The sequence below is a fragment of the Mycobacterium liflandii genome, assembly GCF_022354805.1.
Lineage (GTDB): Bacteria > Actinomycetota > Actinomycetes > Mycobacteriales > Mycobacteriaceae > Mycobacterium > Mycobacterium marinum.
In genome coordinates this window covers 3,723,203-3,747,261 of sequence record NZ_CP023138.1, presented here as the reverse complement: position 1 = coordinate 3,747,261, position 24,059 = coordinate 3,723,203, and the positions used below count along the sequence as shown (strand labels likewise).

Annotated in this window: 16 protein-coding genes and 5 pseudogenes; 10 read left to right on the top strand and 11 right to left on the bottom strand. The window is 66.4% G+C overall.

The annotated features are described in order from the left end of the window. Nucleotides 1-56 precede the first annotated feature (56 nt). Complete coding sequence (locus CKW46_RS16805; protein ID WP_482052156.1) at nt 57-1,520, top strand: HNH endonuclease signature motif containing protein; 1,464 nt, start codon at nt 57-59, stop codon at nt 1,518-1,520. Nucleotides 1,521-1,800: 280 nt separating this feature from the next. Further along, a pseudogene (locus CKW46_RS16800) lies at nt 1,801-2,830 on the top strand (Rv2578c family radical SAM protein). Between the two features lie 7 nt (nt 2,831-2,837). Here CKW46_RS16800 and CKW46_RS16795 read toward each other — a convergent pair. Both CKW46_RS16795 and CKW46_RS16790 read right to left on the bottom strand, forming a co-directional pair. Further along, the gene (locus tag CKW46_RS16795; protein WP_117437418.1) at nt 2,838-4,421 is read right to left on the bottom strand and encodes a purple acid phosphatase family protein; all 1,584 of its coding nucleotides are present in this window, start codon (nt 4,419-4,421) and stop codon (nt 2,838-2,840) included. 38 nt (nt 4,422-4,459) lie between these two features. Next, nucleotides 4,460-5,304: pseudogene (locus tag CKW46_RS16790) on the bottom strand (patatin-like phospholipase family protein). An 85-nt stretch (nt 5,305-5,389) separates the two neighbouring features. On the opposite strand from CKW46_RS16790, the gene CKW46_RS16785 reads away from it, so the two are divergent. Beyond that, on the top strand, nt 5,390-5,815 hold the full coding sequence (locus CKW46_RS16785) for an Rv2576c family protein (RefSeq protein WP_117437419.1): 426 nt from the start codon (nt 5,390-5,392) through the stop codon (nt 5,813-5,815). Between the two features lie 11 nt (nt 5,816-5,826). Here CKW46_RS16785 and CKW46_RS16780 read toward each other — a convergent pair whose 3' ends face one another. Continuing rightward, the gene (locus tag CKW46_RS16780) at nt 5,827-6,369 is read right to left on the bottom strand and encodes a helix-turn-helix domain-containing protein (RefSeq protein WP_012393918.1); all 543 of its coding nucleotides are present in this window, start codon (nt 6,367-6,369) and stop codon (nt 5,827-5,829) included. Nucleotides 6,370-6,461: 92 nt separating this feature from the next. Between CKW46_RS16780 and CKW46_RS16775 the strand changes: the two genes are divergently transcribed. Both CKW46_RS16775 and CKW46_RS16770 read left to right on the top strand, forming a co-directional pair. Continuing rightward, on the top strand, nt 6,462-7,247 hold the full coding sequence (locus tag CKW46_RS16775) for an aldolase (RefSeq protein ID WP_117437421.1): 786 nt from the start codon (nt 6,462-6,464) through the stop codon (nt 7,245-7,247). A gap of 37 nt (nt 7,248-7,284) precedes the next feature. After that, nucleotides 7,285-8,175: a dihydrodipicolinate synthase family protein gene (locus CKW46_RS16770; RefSeq protein ID WP_011739841.1), complete on the top strand. Its 891-nt coding sequence runs from the start codon at nt 7,285-7,287 to the stop codon at nt 8,173-8,175. Between the two features lie 49 nt (nt 8,176-8,224). Here CKW46_RS16770 and ypfJ read toward each other — a convergent pair whose 3' ends face one another. From ypfJ to CKW46_RS16755, 3 genes are all read right to left on the bottom strand, one after another. After that, on the bottom strand, nt 8,225-9,109 hold the full coding sequence (ypfJ, locus tag CKW46_RS16765; RefSeq protein WP_015355855.1) for a KPN_02809 family neutral zinc metallopeptidase: 885 nt from the start codon (nt 9,107-9,109) through the stop codon (nt 8,225-8,227). Between the two features lie 61 nt (nt 9,110-9,170). Continuing rightward, nucleotides 9,171-9,686 carry an SRPBCC family protein gene (locus CKW46_RS16760; protein WP_015355854.1) on the bottom strand — a complete coding sequence of 172 codons (516 nt, stop codon included), beginning with the start codon at nt 9,684-9,686 and terminating at the stop codon, nt 9,171-9,173. 18 nt (nt 9,687-9,704) lie between these two features. Next, nucleotides 9,705-10,592, bottom strand: coding sequence for an oxidoreductase (locus tag CKW46_RS16755; protein WP_252872633.1), 888 nt, complete (start codon nt 10,590-10,592; stop codon nt 9,705-9,707). Between the two features lie 91 nt (nt 10,593-10,683). Here CKW46_RS16755 and aspS point away from each other — a divergent pair, with 91 nt between their 5' ends. The 3 genes and pseudogenes from aspS to CKW46_RS16740 all read left to right on the top strand — a co-directional run bounded on the left by aspS (nt 10,684) and on the right by CKW46_RS16740 (nt 13,976). Further along, nucleotides 10,684-12,465 carry an aspartate--tRNA ligase gene (gene aspS, locus CKW46_RS16750; RefSeq protein WP_012393924.1) on the top strand — a complete coding sequence of 594 codons (1,782 nt, stop codon included), beginning with the start codon at nt 10,684-10,686 and terminating at the stop codon, nt 12,463-12,465. Next, nucleotides 12,462-12,897: pseudogene (locus CKW46_RS16745) on the top strand (nitroreductase family deazaflavin-dependent oxidoreductase). The gene aspS and the pseudogene CKW46_RS16745 overlap by 4 nt, the downstream one beginning before the upstream one ends. A gap of 19 nt (nt 12,898-12,916) precedes the next feature. Continuing rightward, nucleotides 12,917-13,976: pseudogene (locus CKW46_RS16740) on the top strand (FUSC family protein). Between the two features lie 6 nt (nt 13,977-13,982). Here CKW46_RS16740 and CKW46_RS16735 read toward each other — a convergent pair. Then, nucleotides 13,983-14,381 carry an MmcQ/YjbR family DNA-binding protein gene (locus CKW46_RS16735; protein WP_482052155.1) on the bottom strand — a complete coding sequence of 133 codons (399 nt, stop codon included), beginning with the start codon at nt 14,379-14,381 and terminating at the stop codon, nt 13,983-13,985. 133 nt (nt 14,382-14,514) lie between these two features. Between CKW46_RS16735 and CKW46_RS16730 the strand changes: the two genes are divergently transcribed. Beyond that, nucleotides 14,515-15,459 (top strand): transglutaminase family protein, encoded by a 945-nt coding sequence (locus CKW46_RS16730; RefSeq protein ID WP_015355850.1) that lies wholly within the window; start codon nt 14,515-14,517, stop codon nt 15,457-15,459. After that, the gene (locus CKW46_RS16725) at nt 15,452-16,507 is read left to right on the top strand and encodes a zinc-binding metallopeptidase family protein (protein WP_117437468.1); all 1,056 of its coding nucleotides are present in this window, start codon (nt 15,452-15,454) and stop codon (nt 16,505-16,507) included. The genes CKW46_RS16730 and CKW46_RS16725 overlap by 8 nt, the downstream gene beginning before the upstream one ends. A 23-nt stretch (nt 16,508-16,530) precedes the next feature. On the opposite strand, the gene CKW46_RS16720 is transcribed toward CKW46_RS16725, so the two are convergent. From CKW46_RS16720 to CKW46_RS16705, 4 genes and pseudogenes are all read right to left on the bottom strand, one after another. Then, complete coding sequence (locus CKW46_RS16720) at nt 16,531-17,499, bottom strand: alpha-E domain-containing protein (RefSeq protein WP_499019289.1); 969 nt, start codon at nt 17,497-17,499, stop codon at nt 16,531-16,533. Nucleotides 17,500-17,805: 306 nt separating this feature from the next. After that, nucleotides 17,806-19,205: pseudogene (locus CKW46_RS16715) on the bottom strand (circularly permuted type 2 ATP-grasp protein); the annotation flags it as partial. 45 nt (nt 19,206-19,250) lie between these two features. Beyond that, nucleotides 19,251-22,586, bottom strand: a complete 3,336-nt coding sequence (locus tag CKW46_RS16710) for a transglutaminase family protein (RefSeq protein ID WP_482052154.1) — start codon at nt 22,584-22,586, stop codon at nt 19,251-19,253. 153 nt (nt 22,587-22,739) lie between these two features. Beyond that, nucleotides 22,740-23,873: an integrase gene (locus CKW46_RS16705; protein ID WP_012393932.1), complete on the bottom strand. Its 1,134-nt coding sequence runs from the start codon at nt 23,871-23,873 to the stop codon at nt 22,740-22,742. Nucleotides 23,874-24,059 lie beyond the last annotated feature (186 nt).

Here is a 24,059-nt window from a genome sequence, read left to right as displayed (position 1 = left end):
CGCCCCCGTCGGGGCGATCGCCGTTCGTGTCGCACCCCCGTGGCAGTATCGAATGTATGTTCGAATCCTGGTACGCCAGTCGTGCGACATCCGAGTCGGCGGCGTTGCTGGATCGGGTGGGTGAGGCCGCGCGGTCAGAGGCGCAGTCAGCGGCCGGGCGCCTGGTGGAGATCGGGGAGTTGTTCGTACTGCGGTGCCGCGAGTCGGGGGAGCGGGCCCAGTGGGCAACCGATACCTGGGAGGCGGTCGCCGCCCAGGTCGCGGCCAGGTTGCGCTGCAGCGTGGCGATGGGGGCGAGCTATCTGCGCTATGCGATGGCGATGCGGGATCGGCTGCCGCTGGTCGGCAAGGTGTTCGAGTCCGGTGACATCGACTATCGGAGCTTTCAGACAATTGTGTTTCGCACCGATCTGATCGCCGATGCCGACGTGTTGGCCAAGGTGGATGCCCAGGTGGCGGCGCTGGTATCGCGTCGCCCCTCGCTGACGCGCGGTGGGCTGGGCGCGGCGGTCGACCAGATTGTCACCAAGGTCGATCATGACGCGGTGCGCCAGGCGCACAAGGCGGCCTCGGACCGGTACGTCGACGTCATTGGGAATGGTTCGGGAATGGCCTGGGTGGAGGGCAGTGTGGTTGCCACCGCTGGGCAAGCCCTTGATCGGCGACTCGATGAGTTGGCGGCCACCGTGTGTGCGGCCGATCCGCGCACGCGCAAGCAGCGGCGCGCCGACGCGTTGGGGGCGCTGGCCGCCGGTATCGAGCGGCTGGTGTGCGGTTGTGGGTCGGCTCAGTGCGCGGTGTCGGAACCGGAGCGTTCGAGCAACATCGTGATACATGTCATTGCCGAGCGGGCCAGCGTCGAGGGCGCGGGGACCGCGCCGGGCGTGCTGGCGGGGTCGGAGTGGCTTGTCCCGGCCGAGTTGGTCGCCGAGCTAGCCAAGTCCGCCAGGCTGGTGCCCGTGATCCGGCCGGCCGAGATTGCCGAACCGAGATACACCCCATCGGCGCAACTGGCTGACTTTGTGCGCTGTCGCGACCTCACTTGCCGGGCTCCCGGGTGTGACCGCCCGGCCGCCGACTGCGACGTCGACCACACGGTGCCCTACGCGGCTGGCGGCCTCACGCACCCCTCGAACCTGAAATGCCTATGCCGCAAACGCCATCTGCTGAAGACGTTCTGGGGTTGGCGCGACCAGCAGTTGCCCGATGGAACCGTGATCTGGGGTCTGCCCGACGGGCATGTCTATGTCACCACCCCGGGTAGCGCGTGGTTGTTCCCCTCGCTGTGTGCACCCACCGGCCGCGTGCCCACGAGGTCGGCCGCGCAGGGCGCTTGTGGCGACGGTCGGGGCGCGATGATGCCCCAACGGCGTCGCACTCGGGCTCAGCAACGGGCCCATCTGATCGCTACCGAACGCCGTCGCAACCGGCAGGCGCGCCAACCCCGCACCGTGTTCGCGCAGGGTTCGGACTTGCAGACCCGCACCTGCGCCGCTGCCGAGGAACCGCCGCCCTTCTAGCTGGCTCGTTGCGCCGTCAAAGATGCGTGCAAGCGATGTACTTCGTTCTGTGTTGTCGAGCTCAGACGACTATCGCTGCGACCAGAATTCCGGTAGCAAGCCACCTTTCGCGAACTTCATCGAGTTCATGGGCGGGTCGGCGCCGGCTTCATTGCAAACGCCACCGCCGAGACCCGCCTGATGCGCGCTCGACGGGCAGGTCTAGGTGACTATCCTGGGCGGCAAAAGCGAGTTAGTCGGGCGCTTGACTAGAAATCGAACTAGTGTTCGAATATGTGGTATGCGCTGGTGTGCCCAGGCCCTGGCGATCAACGGGGAGCCCGTCGATGACGGAGCGCTACCCGGGCTGCAGCGCATCGGGTTGGTTCGAAGCGTCCGCTCGCCGCACTTCGAGGGCATGACGTTTCATGAAGTGCTCTGCAAGTCCGCGCTGAACAAGGTGCCCAACGCCGCCGCGTTGCCTTTCCGCTACACCGTCAACGGCTACCGCGGCTGCATGCATGCCTGTCGTTACTGTTTCGCCCGTCCCACCCATGAGTACCTCGACTCCGACTCGGGTGCGGATTTCGATACCCAGATCGTGGTCAAGACCAATGTCGCCGAAGTGCTGCGCCGCGAGTTGCGCTGGCCATCGTGGCGGCGCGAGACCGTCGCGCTCGGCACCAACACCGATCCCTACCAGCGCGCGGAGGGCCGTTACGCGCTGATGCCGGGAATCATTGGCGCGCTCGCCGGATCGGGAACCCCGCTGTCCATCCTGACCAAGGGCGGCACTGCTGCGCCGGGATCTGCCACTGCTGGCCGAGGTGTCCGGGCAGGTGCCGGTGTCGGTGGCCGTGTCGCTGGCCATCGCCGACCCGGACCTGCACAAGGAGATCGAGCCCGGCACGCCGGCCCCGCAGGCCCGGCTGGGTCTGATCGCCGCAATCCGCGACGCCGGTCTGGATTGTCATGTGATGGTTGCCCCGGTACTACCGCACCTCACCGACTCCGCTGCGCACCTCGATCTCTTGCTCGGCCAGATCGCGGCGGCCGGTGCTACCGGTGTCACGGCTTTCGGGCTGCATCTGCGCGGAGCGACGCGCGGTTGGTTCATGTCCTGGCTGGCCCGGGCGCACCCGGACCTCGTCGGCACCTATCGGGAGCTGTACCGGCGCGGCGCCTACTTGCCGCCGTACTACCGCGACATGCTCAGGCAACGCGTGGCGCCACTGGTCGCCAAGCATCGGCTGGGCGGTACCCCGCGCCCGTCCTCGCCGGTCGCCGAAGCGGAGGTCATGCCCGTTCCCGAGCAGGCGACCCTATTTTGACGCGGCGTTAATCACCACGCGGCTTGGTCAGCGTGAATTCGTCGACAACCGTGGTCGCCCCGAACAACCCGGTCACCGCGTAGTGCGTCGCCTTGATCGATGTGTGGCCGCCGGGTTGGCCGGGATCGACATCGAAGGCCGCAAAGCCGTAGGGGTTGTCGTGGTCACGGAACGCCGACCATGGTGCGTCCTCGAGCACGTAGATCGATGGCCGGGACCGCTCGCCGGGATCGTATGGGCCGACCGCGGTCACGACCCGGCAGCGGGGTTCGGGGAAGAACAACTGGTTGCTGGTCAGCGACCGCCCCCCGCAACCGATGACCAGGTGCACCGTTCCCCGGGTCGCGTCGATCACGTCACCGCGGGTGTCCACGGGGATCGGCGTTCGGGTCTGGGTGTCCATCGCGCCGCGCAGCGGATGTGACCGCTCGTAGTGGTGCTCATGGCCGCACAACACGAGATCGACCTCGTATTGGTCGAACAACGGCAGCCACTCCTGTCGGATGCCCAGGTCGGCGCCGTTGAAATGATCGGCGGTCGAGATGGCCGTCTGGTGCATGCACACGATCACCCAGTCGACCGCCGGGTCGCGGCGCGCCGCGGCGAGTTCGGTTTGCAGCCAACGTCTTTGCTCACCACCCGAATAGCCGTGTACGTAGGAGCTGCCGGCGTCCTGAAAACACACATCATCGTTGCTCAGGCTGATCACCCGCACCGAGCCGGCGGTGAAGGAGTACCACAGCCCGCGCAACTCCTGGCTGGCCCCAGAGTCGGGCACCGAGAAATAGGTTTGGTAGGCGCCGTAACCGATTGGCCCATTGCCCAATTCATTTTCGTGATTGCCGGCCGCGGGCATCCATGGCCGGTAACGCGCTGAACGGCCGTTGGTTTCCAGCCAGTCCGACCAGGTGCGAATGCGGTCGTGTGCCATGTTTGCGTAGCACAGGTCGCCGTTGACTAGGTTGAACAACGGGGCCATGCGCTCGATCGCGATGGTGATGTCGCCCGCGGCAGGCGTTCCGCCGTTGTCGCTCACATATCGACCGTCGGAGAACCTGCCCAGTGTTGGCGTGCCCTGATCCCCGAAGCTGGTGAAGCGCAGCGGTTTTCGCCCCAATGGCGCGGTTCGCACGGTGCCCAGTTGTGGATCCGCGCCGTCGTGGACCGCGGCGTATACGTAGTCGCTATCTGGTGTGAGGTTGGTTAGCCGGGCGTGGTTGACGCGAACCTCGGTATTGGACTTCGCATCCCGATAGGTTCGGGTCTCGGCGCTGACGACGCGGCCGAACCCGGACGCGGGGGTTTCCAGCATGACTCGCGGATTCTGGACCGCGTCAACGCTGTGCCACGACACGACGACCTCGGTGGCGGCGTTCTTGCCATATTGCAGATGCAGACCGCCAACCGGTTGCGCGCTGGTGCGATCGGGCTGATACCAGACACTGGGACCGCGCCCGGGCCGCAGCAGTGCCGCCCCGCCCAGGCCGATGCCCGCTCCGACGGCGGCCGACGCAAGACCCGTCGTCAGCAACTTGCGGCGGCTGGGTCCCACGGGTTGCGGGTCATCGGGTTGATCCAGATCGTCGGGCATTACTGCCTTCATACCCCAGTCGGGTTAACACCGGTTGGCTAGTGCAGGTGCGGCTTGAGTAGTGCGGCCTGTCCGATGCGCGCCGGATTCGTCGCCAGCCACTCGCGGGTGGCCTGGTGCGAGCGCGGGATAAGGGTTGCCGATTGCGAGAAGTCGGCTCCGGATATGGATACCGGACAAAGCGGCCGAATGACGCGCAGATCGACGGTCTGCTCGAAGCGCTCGATATCGACGGCGAGGCGGTGGTTGACCGCCAGCGTCATCGCGTGCAGGACCATTGTGACCGCCGAGGCTGGCAAGGTCTGCAGATCGCACGAATAGCCGGTCGGCAATACCCAGATCTTGTCGGCCCCCAGCGCCACCGCGTGCGACACCGGGGTGTTGTTCACCACACCGCCGTCGATGAGCTCACGCCCGTTGATGCTGACCGGGGGGAATATCCCGGGAATGGCTGCGCTGGCTGCGATCGCATCGACGGCGTTGCCGGAGGACAGCAATACGTCGGTGCCGGAGATGACGTCGGTGGCCACCACGTGCAGCGGGATCGGTGCATCCTCGAGATTGGTGAATTCAAATTCCCTGCTGAGGATGCGCCGCAGACCCGTGTTGGGGACCAAGTGCTGGCGCCGCCGAGGAAGCCCATCACCCCGGTGACCGGTTGAGTGGGAAATACCTCTTTTCGGGTGAGGGACCGCCACAATCCGGCCAGAGCCCGAATCCCGGCAGCATCGGGCCGCGACGCGATCCACCCACCGTTGAGCGTGCCGACCGAGGTGCCGATGATCAGGTCTGGTGTGATGCCTTCGTCGGCCAAGGCTTGCAGCATCCCGACCTGTATCGCTCCGAGGCTTGCGCCGCCGGACAAGACGAATGCGGTGGTCACGCTTGCACCGTAGGGACGATTACCCGCCATGTCGGACGAATTGCGGACCGCGGCCATCGGTAACGAATCCGGTAGCGTTTTCGATATGACGAACGTGCGAAAGAGGGCGAGCGCGGTCTCAGTGACGGGGGCGGTGGTCGCGATTGCCGCGGTGGTAGCTACGCCCGCGATCGCTCATGCAGATCCAGCTGGGCATCAGGTGACTTACACGGTCACGACCACCAGCGATCTGGCCGCCAACATTCAGTACATGAATGTCGATCCGCCCAGCCAGTCGGCGTTTGATGCCGATTCCTCGAAATACCTGACCTCCGTGCACACCCCGATCACCGGCGGCCAACCGTTGGTCTACACGGCCACACTGCAGAACCCGAGTCAGTGGGCCATCGTCACGGCCAGCGGTGGCCTTCGGATCAATCCCGAATTCCACTGCGAGATCGCCGTCGACGGACAGGTGGTGGTGTCGCAGAACGGTGGCAGCGGAGTCACCTGCTCGACCCGGCCGTGGTAACGCTCCGTTAGTCACCGGCCGCCGAGTTCGGCCCCCGCGACCACCACGACTTCGGCCCGTTCGGTGCCGACCGCCCTTAGCTTGTGGCCGACCGAGGCGTCGAAGTAGGCGCTGTCGCCGGTACCGAGCGTGATGGTCTGGTCGCCGTAGTCGAGTTCGACGCTGCCCGTGTGCACAAAGACGAACTCCTGGCCGGTGTGCTCCGGATGCGGACCGTCGGAGGCGCAGTCCTGCCCGGCGGTCGGCCGAACAACAAACGGCGACATGGTTTTTCCAAGTTGCGTCGACGCCAGCACGTGGTAGCGCCCGGATTGGGGCCCTAGGCGGTCGTGGGCGCGGTCGACGGTGATCGTCTCGTGGGCGGACTCGTCTGAGAAGAGCCGCCCGACGTCGACGTCGAGTGCCCGCGCGACCTTGAGCGCCACCGCGATCGAGGGCGTGCTCTGTCCCCGCTCGATCTTGGACAGGTAGCTCTTGGTGAGCCCGGCCCGCTGGGCGAGTTGTTCCAGGGTGAGCCCGCGCTGCCGGCGGACCGCGCGCAGCAGTGCTGTCACTGTCCAGCTCCTAACCCGCCAAAATTCGAGGACACAAAGTTTCCTATAGTGCTACTATCGTGTCATATCAACGCTATGCAAGGGAGCCTCGGATGGCAACCACTTTCTCCGATTCCAAGTCCGAATTGATGCGACGGGCCCAGGAACGCCTCGATGCCCAGACGCCCGAATCTCAGCTGACCACCCGGCAAAAGGTCGCGTTGACCTGCCGGGCATTGTTCGACGCCGGCCACGATTCCGGTCTGGCCGGGCAGATCACCGCGCGTGCGCAGCGGCCCGGCACCTATTACACCCAACAACTCGGCTTGGGATTCGACGAGATCACCGAAGACAACTTGCTGTTGGTCGACGAGGACCTCAATGTTCTCGAGGGCTCCGCAATGGCCAACCCGGCAAATCGATTTCACAGCTGGATCTACCGCGAACGGCCGGACGTGCAGTGCATCGTTCATACCCATGGGTTCCACACCGCGGCGTTGTCGATGCTGAAGGTGCCGCTGGTCGTTTCGCACATGGACACCACGCCGCTCTATGACGACTGCGCTTTCCTCGCCGACTGGCCAGGCGTGCCGGTGGGTAACGAGGAAGGCGAGATCATCAGCGCCGCATTGGGAAACAAGAAGGCGATCCTTCTTGCGTACCACGGGCAGTTGATAGCCGGCGTCAGCATCGAGGAGGCCTGCACGCTGGCGGTCCTGATCGAACGCGCCGCCAAACTGCAACTGGCGGCCATGAGTGCGGGAACAATCGCCGAACTACCGGACCAACTGGCCCGCGAGGCTCACGATTGGACCCTGACACCTTCCCGCAGCCGGGCGAACTTTGCCTACTACGCGCGTCGCGCACTGGCCCGTCACCCCGATGCGCTGAGCAGCTGATTGGTCAATCCGTTCACCAAAGCCAAAGGAGCCAGCTATGGCAGAACCTGGTGCGCCCACGATTCACGGGATCATCGCTTACCCGGTCACGCCCTTTACCGCCGAGGGCGACGTCGATGCGCGCCGGCTGGCGGCACTTGTCGATCGGCTGGTGTGCTCGGGAGTCCATGCGATCGCCGCGCTGGGCAGCACCGGGGAACTGGCCTACCTCGACGAGGCCGAGTTCGATACCGCGGTTGACACCGCGGTCGCGGCGGTCAGCGGCCGGCTACCCGTTGTCGTGGGCGTCTCGGATGTCACTACTGCCAAGACCATTCGGCGCGCGCGCTACGCGCAACACGTCGGTGCTGACGCGGTGATGATCCTGCCGGTGTCCTACTGGAAGCTCAACGAACACGAGATCTTCCAGCACTACCGCAGCGTTGGCGACGCCATCACCATCCCGATCATGGCTTACAACAACCCGGCCACCAGCGGTGTGGACATGCGCCCCGAACTGTTGGTCAGGATGTTTGAAAGCATCGACAACCTCACCATGGTCAAGGAGTCCACCGGCGACCTGTCCCGGATGCGGCGCATCGCCGAACTCAGTGGCGGCCGGCTGCCGTTCTACAACGGCTCCAACCCGCTGGTGCTCGACGCGTTGAAAGTTGGTGCCGCCGGATGGTGCACGGCCGCACCCAACTTGTGGCCCCAGCCATGCATCGATCTGTACGAAGCGGTGTGCGCCGGGGATCTGGAGAAGGCCCAGATTCTCTACGACGACCTCAAGCCGCTGCTGGAGTTCATCGTCGCGGGCAGGCTGGCCACCACGGTGAAAGCCGGTCTGGGGCTGCTCGGATTCCCGGTCGGGGATCCGCGCCCGCCGTTGCTGCCGCTCGACGAGCACGGACGGGCCAAGCTGGGCCGCCTACTAGCCGGCTGCTGAGCCGCGAAGCGATTGGTCGGCGTCGGTTGCGTTATTGGGCAACCGATCTCTAGCCCAGGTTGGTGGCGCTGAAGGTGTCACATTTGTTGGGGTCGCCGGTCTGATACCCGACGGTGAACCACTTCTGCCGTTGCGCCGAGGAGCCGTGCGTCCACGTCTCGGGGTTGCTGCGTCCGGCCACCTGCTGCTGGATGCGATCGTCGCCCACCGATGCCGCGGCTGAGAGCGCGTCTTGGATATCCTTGTCGCTCAACGGCTCCAGGAAGGGGACGCCGGTACTTTCTTGCCGGACGGTAGACGCATAGTGTGCCCAGACCCCCGCGTAACAGTCGGCCTGCAACTCGGTGCGCACGCCATTGCCCCCGGCGCCTTTGGCTCCCTGTTGGGCGCGGCCCAGCACGCCCAGCAGGTTCTGCACGTGATGGCCGTATTCATGGGCCACCACGTATTCCTGCGCGAACGGCCCACCACTGGAACCGAATTCGGTGACAAGCAGCTGAAAGAAGTCGGTGTCGAAATATGCCGTCTGGTCCACCGGGCAGTAGAACGGGCCGACTTCGCTGCTGGCCGGCCCGCACCCGGTGCTGACCTGGCCGCTGAATAGGCGCAGATGCGGGCGCGTGTACCGATCGGGCATTAGCTGCGTCCATACCGCGTCCAGAGAGTTTCCGGTGGCCACCACCCGGCACTGCACGTACTTGTTGGCGTCGGCGCCCGTCTTGCACTGGCTCAGGTCGAATCCGGGAGCCACCACGTCGCGGTCGTCCATGGGTTGCTGGCTCAGCACGCCACCCGGATCGACACCGAGAAACATCGCGACCACGACGATCAACAGGCCGCCGATGCCGCCGCCGATGGCCATCCGGCCAAACCCGCCACCGCCCGAGGATGACGTGGCGCTGGTGTCGATCTGCATACCCTCGTTAAAGGTCATCGCACGCTCCAAATCTGGCCCGCCGTCGGGCTGGGCGCTGGGCTACCCGGGCGGCACCAGCCTAACGTTGCTGCGGCACCTCGAACCGGGCGTCGGTGTAACTGCGCAGTTTGCGTAAGAAGCGCCGTAATCCCAGGTTGAGCAGCGGACCGAACAACATCATGCCCAGCCGCGCCGGGCCGGCGGGCTTTTGCGCCATGGTCCAGGTCAGTCGGCAACCGCCCGGGATGACCTCGACCCGGTAATCCTCGGCGAACGCCGCGACGGCCTGCGTCGAGCATTCATTGAACCGAAACGCCATGTGGCTGAACGGCTCCCAGGCGATGAACTCCTCGTTGCCGACCATGCCCCCGCGCATCTCGACGGTACGTGTGGTGCCGACGCGGAAGGGCGGGGGACTGGTCCAGGTCACCTTGGTGATCACCGGTGCCCAGCTCGGCCAGGACTCCGCGTCGGAAAGCACCTCAAACAGCTGCTCGGGGGTGATGGCGAGGTCGACGCTGTTGCGGTAGAGAAAGGGCGCTTGACCGGAATCCGGGTCGACAAAGCTCAGGTCGACGCGCTCGCACGGGAACATGAACTAGACCCTAACCAGCTATCCGGGTCCGTCGCTGGCTGCGGCCAATAATGGCACCAGCACCTGGCTGATCGGGGTCGCCAGGCCGTGGGCGCGGGCCTTGCGGATGATCACACCGTTGCGCAGGTCCCATTCCAACCGCCGGTGGGCTTCTCGATCGGCCAGGATCGAGGTGCCCATGTCCTCGGGTGCGGATGCGAACAGATCAACCATCTCATCGATCACGTCGTCATCGAGTCGCGCGCCCTCGGCGCGTGCCACCGCCAGACATTCGGCGACGTAGTGACGAGACAGTTCGGCGATGTCGTCGCGCCGGAACATTCCGGAGCGCCGCCCGGACAGCGCCATCAGTCCGGCCAGCGCATTGAGTACGAGTTTGCGCCAGATGACGGTGGTGAAGTCGGGATCGCAGTCCACCCGGCAACCGGCGGCACGCAGCAACCCGGCCAGCGTCTCCGCCGCAGCCCCGGTGGGCAACACCAACGCGGCATCTCCGCGCAACCGTACCCAGCCGCCCGGCTGAGTCTCGGCCGCAAACCACACACTGCCCGCGACAATGGATGAGGACGGACAGTGCGGCTGCACCTGCTCGACTTGTTCGACACCGTTTTGCAGGACGGCTACCATGGTGTGCTCACCACACAAGCGGGCCAGCCATTCGCGCGCGGCGCCGGTCTGAGTGGCTTTGACCGCGAATATCAGCACATCGACCGGTCCGGACAGCTGCTGCGGGTCGGTGTGTACCGGACCGGGCACCACGATCGGAGATGCCCCGTCGGGCCGCAGCTCGATGCTGTCGCGAGCCGTGTGGCCGCACAGCAGCACCGGGTTCCCCGCGGCATGCAGCAGCGCGGCGACCGTCGTGCCGACGGCGCCGGGGCCTACGAGTGCGATTCTGGGTGCGATGCAGCCAAAAGTACCGGGTTGGGTGGGCCAGTGGCCCGGTCCTCTAGACTGAGCAGTCGTTTTAGGTCGTTCCAAAGCCGGGTGAAGGGGAGTGTTTGTGCTGCGTAGCCACGCCGCTGGGGCATTACGGGATAGCGATGCCGGGCGACAGGTGACGCTGGCCGGTTGGGTGGCCCGCCGCCGCGACCATGGCGGCGTCATCTTCATCGACCTGCGCGACGCCTCCGGCATTGCCCAGGTCGTATTCCGCGAAGCCGACGTGTTGGCCCAGGCGCATCGGCTGCGTGCCGAGTTCTGCGTCGCGGTCACCGGTGTCGTCGAGATCCGTCCCGAAGGCAACGCCAACCCCGAGATCGCGACCGGCGACATCGAGGTCAACGCCTCTTCATTGACGGTGCTCGGCGAATGCGCGCCACTTCCGTTCCAGCTCGACGAGCCCGCAGGGGAGGAGTTGCGGCTGAAATACCGCTACCTCGACCTGCGCCGCGACGGTCCGGCATCGGCGATTCGGTTGCGTTCCAAGGTCAATGCCGCCGCCCGCGCGGTGCTGGCCGGACACGACTTCGTCGAGATCGAAACACCGACGATCACCCGCTCCACCCCGGAGGGCGCCCGCGACTTTCTGGTGCCCGCCCGGCTGCACCCGGGCATGTTCTACGCGCTGCCGCAAAGCCCGCAGCTGTTCAAACAGCTGCTCATGGTGGCCGGGATGGAGCGCTATTACCAGATCGCCCGGTGCTACCGCGACGAGGACTTCCGGGCCGATCGCCAGCCCGAGTTCACCCAGCTCGACATGGAATTGAGCTTTGTCGACGTCGAGGACATCATCGCGGTCTCCGAGGAGATCCTGACCGCGCTGTGGGCGCTGATCGGCTACCGGATTCCGACCCCCATCCCACGGATCAGCTACGCCGACGCGATGCGCCGGTTCGGGTCCGACAAACCCGACCTGCGGTTCGGCCTCGAACTCGTGGAGTGCGCAGAGTTCTTCAAAGACACCACATTCCGGGTGTTCCAAGCGCCCTACGTCGGCGCGGTGGTGATGCCCGGCGGAGCCTCGCAGCCGCGGCGCACGCTGGATGGCTGGCAAGAGTGGGCCAAACAGCGCGGTCACCGCGGGCTGGCCTACGTGCTGGTCGGCGAGGACGGGACGCTGGGCGGCCCGGTGGCCAAGAACCTGACCGATGCCGAGCGTGACGGACTGGCCGCTCACGTGGGCGCCAGTCCGGGGGACTGCATCTTCTTCTCGGCGGGACCGGTGAAGGCGTCGCGGGCGCTGCTGGGGGCGGCGCGCATCGAGATCGCCGAGCGGCTCAACCTGATCGACCCCAGCGCCTGGGAGTTCGTTTGGGTGGTTGATCCGCCCCTGTTCGAGCCCGCCGAGGACGCCACCGCCTCCGGCGACGTGGCCGTTGGATCCGGCGCGTGGACGGCGGTGCATCACGCGTTTACCGCGCCCAAGCCAGAGCTCGAAGACCGTATCGAATCGGACCCCGGCAGCGTGTTGGCCGATGCCTACGACATCGTTTGCAATGGCCACGAGATCGGGGGTGGATCGATCCGTATCCATCGTCGCGACATTCAGGAGCGGGTGTTCGCGGTCATGGGTCTGAGCAAGGCTGAGGCCGAAGAGAAGTTCGGCTTCCTGCTGGAGGCTTTCACCTTCGGCGCCCCGCCGCATGGCGGCATCGCGTTCGGGTGGGACCGGGTCAGCACGTTGCTGGCCGGAGCCGATTCGATCCGCGATGTGATCGCGTTCCCCAAAACCGGTGGCGGTGTCGACCCGCTTACCGAGGCCCCCGCGCCGATCACCGCCCAGCAGCGCAAGGAGGCTGGAATAGACGCCAAGCCCAAACAAGTTGAGGGGACATGACGCGAGGGATCCCCGACGCCGAGACGATCAAGGCGTTCAACAGCAACATCGTCAATGAGTTCCGGGCCAATGGGGGCAAGGTGGGCGGCCCGTTCGCCGGCTCGGATCTGTTGCTGCTCACAACCACCGGGGCCAAGTCCGGGCGGCCTCGGCTGGCGCCGCTGGTGTACCTGCGCATCGACGGCAAGATGTTCATCGTCGGTTCCTTCCGCCGGTGCCGATGTCGACCCGGCCTGGGTGCATAACCTCAGGTCCGACGCGCGTGCACACGTCGAGGTGGGTACCGACGCGTTCGACGTGACCGCCCGCGAACTGCCCCCGGCAGAGCGTGACGAGCTTTTTCCGAAGGTGGCCGCCGCCGCCGCGGGGTTCGGCGACTATCAAGCGAAAACCAGCCGGGTAATCCCCCTGTTCGAGCTGCAGCGGGCCTGACCGGGGTACCCGACACGACGTGGAGATTTCGCTACTGACCAGGGCGGCCGACGGAAGTCTCGCGGCCGTCCGGCAGCTGCGCACCGCCTTGTGGCCGATCACGCAGGCGTCGGTGACCGCCGGCCTGGCCTGGTTTCTCACCCACGATGTGCTCGACCACCCGCAGCCGTTCTTCGCACCGATCTCGGCCGCGGTGTGCATGTCGGCGACCAACGGTGCTGCGCGCGCGACGCGCCGTCCAGATGGTTGGCGGGGTGGCGCTGGGCATCGTTGTGGGTGCCGGCGTGCAAGCCGTCCTGGGCACCGGCTCAACCGCGATGGGCGTGGCGGTGTTCGCCGCATTGTCGGTCGCGGTCCTGGCCGTGCGCGGCTTCGTCGCCCAGGGCCTGATGTTCGTGAACCAGACCGCAGTTTCCGCGGTGCTGGTCCTGGTGTTCGCCCCCACCGGCGATGTGGTGGCCGAGCGCCTCTTCGACGCGCTGATCGGCGGGGGATTGGCGCTGGTGGTCGCGATGTTGCTGTTCCCGGCCGATCCGGTGCGGATACTGCGCGACGCGCGTACCGGCGCGCTGGCCGCCCTGCACGACACCCTGGTCGAGGTGATCAAGTTCATCGACAATCCCGGCGGCGCCGCTCCGGACTGGCTGCTGGCCACCTTCGACCGGTTGCACAACCAGCTTGGTGGGCTGATCGAGGCCCGCGCCACGGCGGTCTTGGTGTCGCGGCGGGCGCCCCGGCGGTGGGCCGCCCGCGACGCCATTGCCGACATCGAGCGGCAATCGGCGCGACTGGGGATGCTGGTCAGCGGCGTCTTGAATCTGGTCCGCGCCATCACCCGACTTCCTGAGCAACAGGTACCGCGCCCGGTGCGCATCGCGCTGGCCGAACTGGCCGCCGCGCTGGCCGTCGCCGACGACGAACCAGCGGCCGCGATCGCCCATGCCGCCGCTGCCCGCGATCGGGCCCAAGAATTGCTATCGCAGGCTCGCGACCGCACCGAGGTGGTGCTCGCCGACATCGTGGACGCATGCGGAGTCGATTTACAGCGGGTCATCAACGTACCCGGCGGCGACCATTGAGGAACGTCAACAGGACTTGGCTGACCCCGTCAGAAACTCCTTTGCCAGCCTTTTCGGCGCCTGCGTCAGCCAGGCCTCGGTGAGCAGCTCCTCGAGGCCTATCGCCTCTATCTCGGATAACACCACCAGCACCGCCGGATACCCGTCGAAATGTGGGGTGGTGAAGTACACCGTCGGCTCGTCGGCGACCAGGGCGAACTCCACGCCTTCGTCGGCCACCCGGACGCCGAGAATATCGCCGTCTGGTGGTTGCCTGCCGGAGGCCGCCAAGGCCGCCAAGTCGGACTTGCGCAGCGGTCGCTCCCACGCCAACGGTTTCTTGCCGACCCGCCAGTTGTGCGCAGATCGCTCTTCTGTGAGCGGCAGCTCACTGACGATGCGCGCGACATCGCTCCAGGTCGCCATATGCTGATTGTGCTCCGGATGAGGTGCGCTCGGTGGCGCATTCGCCTGCACCGGACCCAGATGTGTTGTGATCAGCCTTGCTATTACCGGTGTGGTGGCCGTGGTTGACGGTCGAGAAGTCAGGAGTCAGCTCTTGTCGTTGCTTTCCGACGCGTTGTTCGGCTCCCCGGACACCAAGCGCTATCGCGTCACGCACCGCACCGAATACCGCTACTCGGACATCGTGACCAGCTCCTACGGACGCGGGTTTCTGACCCCACGCGATTCGCTGCGGCAGCGTTGCGTCACACACCAAATCACCATTGATCCGACGCCGGCGGACAGCTCCACCAGCCGCGACACCTACGGCAACATCAGCTCCTATTTCCATGTCACCGAACCGCACCGGGTGCTGGGCATCACCAGCGACTCCATCGTCGACGTGGCACCGCCGGATTCCGGCCTCTACACCAGCGGGCCGGCATTGCTGCCCTGGGAAGCGGCCCGGCCCAGCGGCATGCAAGGGGCGCTGGCCGTCGACTTCGCGCTGGACCTGGATCCCGCCGAGATCACCGCCGAGGTACGTGAGTACGCGGCCGTCAGTTTCCTGCCGGAACGTCCGTTGGTGGAGGCGCTGCGCGATCTCACCACGCGGATCTACAACGACTTCACCTACCGATCCGGGTCGACCACGGTTTCCACCCGAGTCAATGAGGTTCTGCAGGCGCGCGAAGGGGTATGCCAAGACTTTGCGCGGCTGGCGATCGCCTGCCTGCGAGCCAACGGGTTGGCGGCCTGCTACGTGTCCGGGTATCTGGCCACCGACCCACCGCCGGGAAAGGATCGGATGATCGGTATTGACGCCACCCACGCCTGGGCAGCGGTGTGGACACCCCAACAACCAGGCCAGTTCGAGTGGATGGGGCTGGACCCCACCAATGACCAGCTGGTCGATGAGCGCTACATCGTGGTAGGCCGGGGCCGGGACTATGCGGATGTGCCGCCGGTGCGCGGCATCATCTACACCAATTCGGAACACAGCGTGATCGACGTCGGTGTGGACGTGGTGCCGTTCGAAGGTGATGTGCTCGATGCGTGATTTCCACTGTCCCAACTGTGGCCAGCGCCTGACCTTCGAGAACTCCGCGTGCCTGTCGTGCGGCAGCGCGCTGGGCTTCTCCCTGGACCAGATGGCGCTGATGGTCATCACCGGGCGCGACCAAAGCGAACACGCCGGCGCGGTGGCCGCCGACGATTACCAGCTGTGCAAGAACCTGCACCTGGCCGAATGCAACTGGCTGGTTCCAGTCGGTCAGCGCGACGGTCTGTGCGAGTCCTGCGTACTGACCGTGCTGCGGCCCCACGACGGCGACACCGTGGGACTCACGGAGTTCGCCCGCGCCGAGGCGGCCAAGCGGCGGCTGATCGCCGAACTGCACGAGCTGAAGTTGCCCATCATCGGACGTGACGAGGATCCCGCCTACGGACTGGCATTCCGGCTGCTGTCCAGTGCCCACGAGAATGTGATCACCGGGCACGAAGACGGAGTCATCACCCTGGATCTGGCCGAGGGCGACGACGTGCACCGCGAACAACTCCGCGTCGAGATGGAGGAGCCCTACCGCACCCTGCTGGGCCACTTCCGCCACGAGATCGGGCACTACTACTTCTATCGGCTGATTGCCCCCTCCGATGACCATCTGGCGCGATTCAGGGAGTTGTTCGGGGACCTGGACGCCGACTACCAGGCTGCGCTAGACCGGCACTACAGCGACGGCGCCCCGGAGAATTGGCAGGAACGGTATGTGTCGTCGTATGCCACCATGCATCCCGCCGAGGACTGGGCGGAGACGTTCGCGCATTACCTGCACATCCGCGACACCCTGGACACGGCGGCCTGGTGCGGTTTCGCGCCGGCATCGGCAACCTTTGATCGGCCGGCGTTGGGCCCCAGCGCCTTTCCCACCATCATCGACATGTGGCTGCCGCTGTCGTGGTCGTTGAACATGGTCAACCGGTCCATGGGGCACGATGACCTGTATCCATTTGTGCTACCGGTCGCGGTCCTGGAGAAGATGCGATTCGTCCATACGGTCGTCGACCAGGTGACGCAAGCTCCGTGCGGTCCCGCCGCACTCAGCGGTTAGGGGAGGGCCTCGTGTCCGCCTGCTTAGGCGGGCATCGTCCGTCGTTCCTCGGGCCCCCACAGCGGCTGCATGCCGCCGGGCAGGGCCAGCTGGGTGTCGGTGATGACTTCGGCCAGCTCGCGCAGCGAAACGTGGATGCCGTTCAACAGTTCGGCCAACTCGGTGCGCCGCCCGTCGGTGATTTCTTCCAGCTCGGCCGGATGCGACCGGCGTAGCCGGGCGCTGATCTCATCCACCATTCGCTCGGGGCGCGAGGAGCCCGAGGTGCCGGGCAGATCCTTGAGATTGGCCCGCAGCCGCTCCAACTGGTAGATGAGCGAACGCGGATTGTGCGCGTCGAAAAGCATCAATTCATTGACGGCGGTAACGCTGAACTTTCCGACGGTGCGGCGCCGGTAGATCACCGACGACTCACAGACTTCCAGCGTCGACTCGATGATGGTCTGCTCGGCGACGACGCCGCGCACCGTGGTTAGGGTGTCCGCCAGCAGCGCGGTCAGCCACAGGCCCCGTTCGATGCGCTTGCCGATGTCCATCATGGTCCAGCCCACGTCGCGCACCATCGATTCGCTGGCCACCCCGGAGAGGGTGAGCATCCCGGCCAGCGTTTGCGCCTGGGCCTCGGCCAGTAGCCCATCGGCTTCGGCCAGCGACTGTGGCGGATCCGACCTGAGTGTGACGGCGCGTTCCACGTCGGCCAGCACTATCCAGGTGTCGTTGGACAACTGGTCGCGCACCGCCCGTGCGGCCAGCGCCAGTCCCTCCACCGACTGAACCAGCGAGCCCGGCCACTCCAGGTCCACCGTCATCGACCACAGCATCGAGGGAGCGACGGCGATCATTTCGGCGTGGTCGTTGGCGGCCCCGGTATCGGTCCCGGTGATGTTGCCGAGCGCGGCCATCAGCACCGGCACGCATTCGGATTCCTCGGTGTCCTGATGGTGTCGGAACAGGTGATAGCGCTCGCGGGCGACCATCAGCAGGCGGGCCATGTTCTCGGCGCGCTCGCCATAGCGGCCCATCCAGAACAGGTCGGAGAGCACGCGAGGGGAACTGACCCCCAGGGTGCCCGCACCGGTCTTGATCGGCACCAGCGCCGACGGCTCCAATATCGGCTGCACAATCGGGCCGGTGACCGGCGCCGCAACGGTCTCGACGATGGCGCGTTCGGTCGGGCGGACCCAAATATCTTTTGCTGCAACCGATCTCAGCGTGTACGCGGCCGGTCCGGGTGCCAGGACATAGCCCAGGCCACCGATCATCGGCGAGTAACCGCTGCGCTGTGCGACGGTGAACAACCGCATGCCAACCCCGGCTGAAGACAGAACACCCGCGTGATCGGTGGGCGCCGAGGAGAAGGCCGGGAGCTCCTGTCCCACCCACTGCCAGGGCATCGCTTCGATTCGCGCGGCCAACTCGGCCAGCTGCGCGGATGAGAGCGTCGGCCCGACCCGGGTCTTCCCCCGACGGTGGACTTGATCAGCAGCGACGACAGATTCGCCAAAAGGTGGGAACGCTCGGTGGCGATGCCACCCCAGTACATGGGCGCGCTCTGCAGCATCGGTTCCTCACCCAGCAGGCGCTCGGCCAGCCCCGGCAGGAAACGCATCAGGCCGGGGCTCTCCAGGATGCCGCTGCCCAGCGTGTTGACCACGGTCACGGCACCGCGGTGTTGCGCCTCGACCAGACCCACCACGCCGAGCCGGGAATCGGCACGAAGATCCAACGGGTCCGCGTAGGCGGCGTCGACCCGGCGCAGCACCACGTCGACGCGTTTGAGCGTCCCCAGCGAGCGCATCCAAAGCTTGCCGTCGCGGACCACCAGATCCGCGCTCTCTACCAGCGGGAAACCCAGCAGTGTAGCCAGGTAGGCCTGGTCGAACGCGGTCTCCGAATAGATGCCCGGGCTGAGCACCACGACCACCGGGTCCTGGGCGACGTCGGGCGCCGCATCGATCAGCGCCAGACGCAACGCCTGCGCGAACGGCGTGGTCGGCCGGGGCGCGATGTTCTCGTACAGATCGGGGATGGCGTGGGCGACCACGCGCCGGTCGGCCAGCGCATAGCCGGCTCCCGAAGGCGCCTGGGTCCAGTCGGCGTTGACCTGGTAGCTGCCGTCGGGTATCCGGCTGATGTCGCAGCCGTGCAGGAAAAGTTGATGATGCCCAGGCACCTCGATGCCATTGGCGCCGCGCACATAGGCGGGATGGCCGAAGACCAGTTCGGATGGCAGCAGACCCTCGGTGAGTAACCTGCGCGGGCCATACAGGTCCGCGAGCACCGCATCGAGCAGGCGCGACCGTTGCACGAGTCCGGCTTCGAGAACTTCCCAGTCCTGAGCGGACACCACCAGCGGCAGCGTGTCCAGACGCCACGGTCCGGGCTCCAGCCCGTGCACGCCGTGATCCTCGCGCCCGGAATCGACTCCGGTGTAGGTGATGCCGTCGTGGTCGATCAGGCTGTGCACCACCGAACGCAGCCGGTCCAGGCCGGTTCGCCCGCGTTCGGCGACCGCGTCGGCCAGCTCGGTCCAGGCCGGCCGCACATTGCCGTCGGCGTCGACGAACTCGTCGTAACCGATGCCCGGGCTGTCGCGCACATCGAACAGTGCTTCCTGAGCACGCGCGGTGCGGTAGCCGGCCAGCAGCCGGTCGACGTCGTAGGGTTCGGCGGCGGCAACAGCCGCCGGCCTACTCATGCCAAGTACCATCACGCGTCAATTCGATGCCGGATTGCAGGACCATTACTGTTGCACGGTACGCACGCGTCGCAGGTCGAGAATGCCAGGCGCGCCGATATCGGTGAACATCCGAGCCTGCTTCTCTCGGATGTCGGACAAGTCGAGTTTGCCCGGAGTGAAGCCGGTTGCCTCGAAACGCCGGGCGCGGCGCGACTCCGCTGTGACAGCGTTGACGGGTGGCTCATCGTAGGAGAGCCCGCCGGGATGGGTGACGTGATAGGTGCACCCGCCGCGAGAGGTTCCGGCGGTCAGGTCGATGAGCTCGAACTGCAACGGCCCGTCGGCGGAGATGGTCGGGTGCAGCGCGCTGGGCGGTTGCCAGGCCTTGAATCGCACGCCACCGACGTGGATATCAGGGTTGTCGGTGGCCAGCAGGGGCACCGGGTAGCCGTTGCAGGTGACCACGTAGCGGTGGCGGTCGGCCCCGATCACGCGGATCTGGAGGCGCTCGACCGATGAGTCGACGTAACGGGCAGTGCCGCTGGCGGTCGACTCCTCGCCAAGGGTGTTCCAGGGCTCGATCGCCCCGCGCAGCTCGATCTCGACACCGTCGAACACGGCGGTGCCGATGCGCGGGAAGCGGTATTCGGTGAATGGGTCCAGCCAGCTGGTCTCGAAGTCGATGCCGTTGGCTCGCAAGTCTGCGGCCACATCGGCGATGTCGTGGATCAAAAAATGCGGCAGCAGATATCGCCCATGCAGGTTGGCGCCGTGGCGGATCAGTGGAGCGCGCAGCGGTTGCTCCCAGAACCACGCCACCAGCGAACGCACCAGCAGCGACTGCACCATTGCCATGCGCAGATGTGGCGGCATCTCGAAACCGCGCAGCTCTAGCAGTCCGAGCCTGCCGCGGGTGCCTTCGGGACTGTAGAGCTTGTCAATGCAGAACTCGGCGCGATGGGTGTTGCCGGTGATGTCGGTCAGCAGATGGCGCAGCGCACGATCGGTCACCCAGGGCTTGGCCGCACCGCCAGCCGACAGCCGAGCGATTTCGGCGAATGCGATCTCTAGCTCGTACAGTGCCTCGGCGCGGCCCTCGTCGACTCGCGGCGCCTGGGAGGTGGTGCCGACAAAGCGCCCGGCGAACACGTAGGACAGAGAGGGGTGCCGCTGCCAGTAGGTCAGCAAGGACACCAGTAAATCCGGGCGGCGCAACAGTGGCGAGTCCGCGGGCGTGACGCCGCCCAGCGTGATGTGATTGCCGCCACCGGTGCCGCCGTGGGATCCGTCCACGTCGAACGACTCGGTGGAGAGCCGGGCGAGCCGGGCTTCTTCGTACAGCGTTTCCAGTTGCTGGCGCTGTTCTTCGAAGCTGGCGGTCGGTGCGACGTTGACCTCGATGACGCCCGGGTCGGGGGTGATCGTCGTCGATTCCAGCCGCGGGTCCGGTGGCGGGCCGTAACCCTCGAGCACCAGCGGGCAGTTGGCCTTCGCCGCCGCGGCCTCGATGCGGGTGACGAGGTCCACGAAGTCTTCAAGCGCTTCGGTGGGCGGGATGAAGATGTACAGCAGCCCCTCGCGAACCTCGGCGACGATCGCGGTCGGCGGCGCATTTTCGGAGTCGTCAAGCACCGCATCCACGGCCTCGGCGGTGGCGGGTTCCGGCAGTGCGTACCCCACCGTCACCGGGTCGACGTCAAAGGATGTCCGCGGCGGTTGCCAGCTGATGGAGTTCAGGGGCAGCCGCAGCCCGGCCGGTGAATCCCCTTCGATCAAGACCAGCCGGCCGCGGCGCAGCCGCCAGTCCGCGCTGGCCCAGCCCGAGCCGTCCTCGCGGCGGTGTAGCGGGAGCACGTGGGCGGCCGCGGACGTGACCGAGGCGTCGAGGCGGGCCAATAGCTCGGCGCGGCCGACAGGGGTGTCGGAGTCGGTTTCGGGGTCGAGGTCGTCGATCGGGTCGACGGGGTCGCCGGACGGCAGTCGCACCGTGGCCGCCAGCCGCGCCAGCGGGTCCTCGTAGGCCGGGCGTACCTGCGACAGGGGCAGTCCCATTCCCTCGGCAAATGCGCTGAGCACCTGGTGGGCGGCGTCGGAATCGACCGGAGTCGGCGGGTCCAGCCAGGGATCGGCCAGCAGCGTGGGGTCGGTCCACAGCGGACGTCCATCGGTGCGCCGATACAGCGCAATCTGCCAGCGCGGCAATGGCTCCCCGGGATACCACCTGCCCTGGCTGCGTTGGACCAACCCCTCAGGAGCCCACCGGGCCTTGAGGCGCGCGGCCAGATCGGATGCCCGTGATCGCTTGTGCGGACCGTCGGCGGCGGTGCGCCACTCCTTATCGGTCTGGTTGTCCACCGACACGAAGGTGGGCTCGCCGCCCATGGTCAGCCGGACATCACCGGCCGCCAGGCGTTCGTCCACACGGCGGCCTACATCGCAGATCGTCTGCCACGCCTCATCGGTGTAGGGCAGGGTGACCCGCGGGTCTTCATGCACCCGGGTGACGGTGTTGGAGAATTCCAGCACCGTGTTGCACACGCCGGTGCCCCCGCTGATGGGAGCCGCGCTGGCGGGGTGGGGCGTGGCCGCGAGCGGAATGTGGCCCTCACCGGCGAACAGCCCCGAGGTCGGGTCCAGCCCGATCCAGCCCGCACCGGGAATGTAGACCTCGGTCCAGGCATGCAGGTCGGTGAAGTCTGCCGTGGGGCCCGAGGGTCCGTCGAGGGCCTCGATGTCGGAGGCCAGCTGGACCAGGTAGCCCGACACAAACCGGGCGGCCAACCCGAATTGGCGCAGGATCGACACCAACAACCACGCCGAGTCGCGGCACGATCCGATGCCGGTGCGCAGCGTGAAATCCGGTGTCTGGACACCGGGTTCCATCCGCACGCTGTACCCGACGTCGGCGTTGACCGCGTGGTTGATCGCGACCAGGAAGTCGATGGTGCGGGTGCCCTCGGGCACGCTGAAGTTGGCGACCCAAGCCCGAATCAGGTCCCCGGGGCCGGACTCCTCGCCGGTCTCGTCGACCGGCCGCAAGTACGGCTTGAGGTCATCGGCCAGTGCCTTGGGGTAGGTCAGGCCTTCGGCCGGCCAGGTTTCGGCCCATTCTTCGATGAAGAAGTCGAACGGGTTGATCACCTTCAGGTCGGCGATCAGCCCGACGGTGATGGTCAGGTGCTGCATTGGTTTGGGAAAGACCAACCGGGCCATGAAGTTTCCCAGCGCGTCCTGCTGCCAGTTGACGAAGTGCTCGGTTGGCTCAACCCGCAACGAATAAGCCTCGATGGGGGTGCGAGAGTGCGGTGCTGGGCGCAGCCGCACAACGTGCGGATAAACCTGCACCAGCTTGTCAAAGGTGTAACTGGTGCGGTGCTCCAGCGCAACTTTGATGCTCATAGAAGCTGATCCCATCATAAGACTCTGCTGCCCGCAGCGCTTCGAAATTCGGTGTCGCCGTGGGCTTGACGGCCATGGGCAGCGTCACGCCGTCGCGTGTAACAACGGCGTTTCGGTGGCTTTACGGTTGGTGTTGCGGGGTGGACCGGGGTCCTACCCGAACTGCGGTCCCGGCGGCGCCCCTGGGGGCGGACCGGGCGGCAGACCCGCCGGAGGCCCGGGCTGGCTCAGCTCGACAACCTGGCCACCGGACAGCTTGCGCCAGGTGTAGGTCTGGATGAGCGAGGCAACCGGAACGCCGACGAGCATGCCGACAAAACATAGCAGCTCACCGGCGAGCACCACCGCGTACTGCACCAGCCAGGACAACGCGGTGTTACCGAGTTCGGCACGGACCGTCGCGAAACTGGACTTGATGGAATCGATCGGCGACAGCGATCGGTCCACGGCAGCGATGATCGCGAACTGCGCCAGGAAGCCGAAAATCAGGCCAGGAACGATGCACAGCACCGAGCCGATCGCGGTCAAGACGATCACCAGCAGGCCGGTGAGGATCACCATGCCGAGGTTGCGCGGTTTGAAGAACGATCCGATGGTCACCGGCTTTCCGTCGGCGATGTCCAGGCAGCCCGTGGTGATGCCGGCGTGCATGAACAGCACCACCGCGAACACGGCCAGGTAGCCGATGAACATCACGATGCTCGCCAGCGGGCTCATGGTCATGTTCACGGTTTCCGACGTGTTGCCGTAAGCGTCGGTATAGGTCGTGCTGGTGCGGTCGGAGAAAGCGAAGAAGAGCCCGACCATCACGCCGCCGACAGCGCTCAGGATCAAGCCGTAGATGACGATCGGAACCACCAGGGCCATTGCGTTCTGGGTGAACCGGTTCCACGCCCAGCTGATGGCTTCGCCCACGCTGAAGGGCGGCTTGGCCGGGCCGCCGAATCCCGGCTGGGCCGGGTAGCCGGCCGGCGGTGGGCCGTAGCCGGGGGGCGGGGGTGGCGGCGGGTTGTACCCCGGGGGCGCATACCCGCCGGGCGCCTGGCCGTAACCGGGAGGCGGAGGCGGTGGTGGGGTGCCGTAACCAGGAGGCGGTGGTGGGGTGCCGTAACCAGGAGGCGGGGGCGGGGCGCCGTAGCCGGGAGGCCCGGCCGGTGGTGCGCCGTAACCCGGTGGGGGAGGCGGTGGAGGCGTGCCGTAGTTCGGTGGTGGCGGGTAGCCCGGAGTGCTCTGATCGCCGCCCTGGGGGTCGGCCTGATTGCCCGGATTTTCTGGCGGCTGGCTCATCGCTTTCCTAAGTGCTTTCGTAGTTCGCCCGCGCGGTGCGCACGGGCGAATCAAGCAAACCGGAACTTAGCAAATATGTGTGGCAGGCGCGCGCATTGGTCGCGCGGCGCCTGTAATCGGCGCCGGCGCATCCCCTCGGATGTGCTGCTCAACCGGTGATGCGGCGCAACTGGCGATATTGCGAAG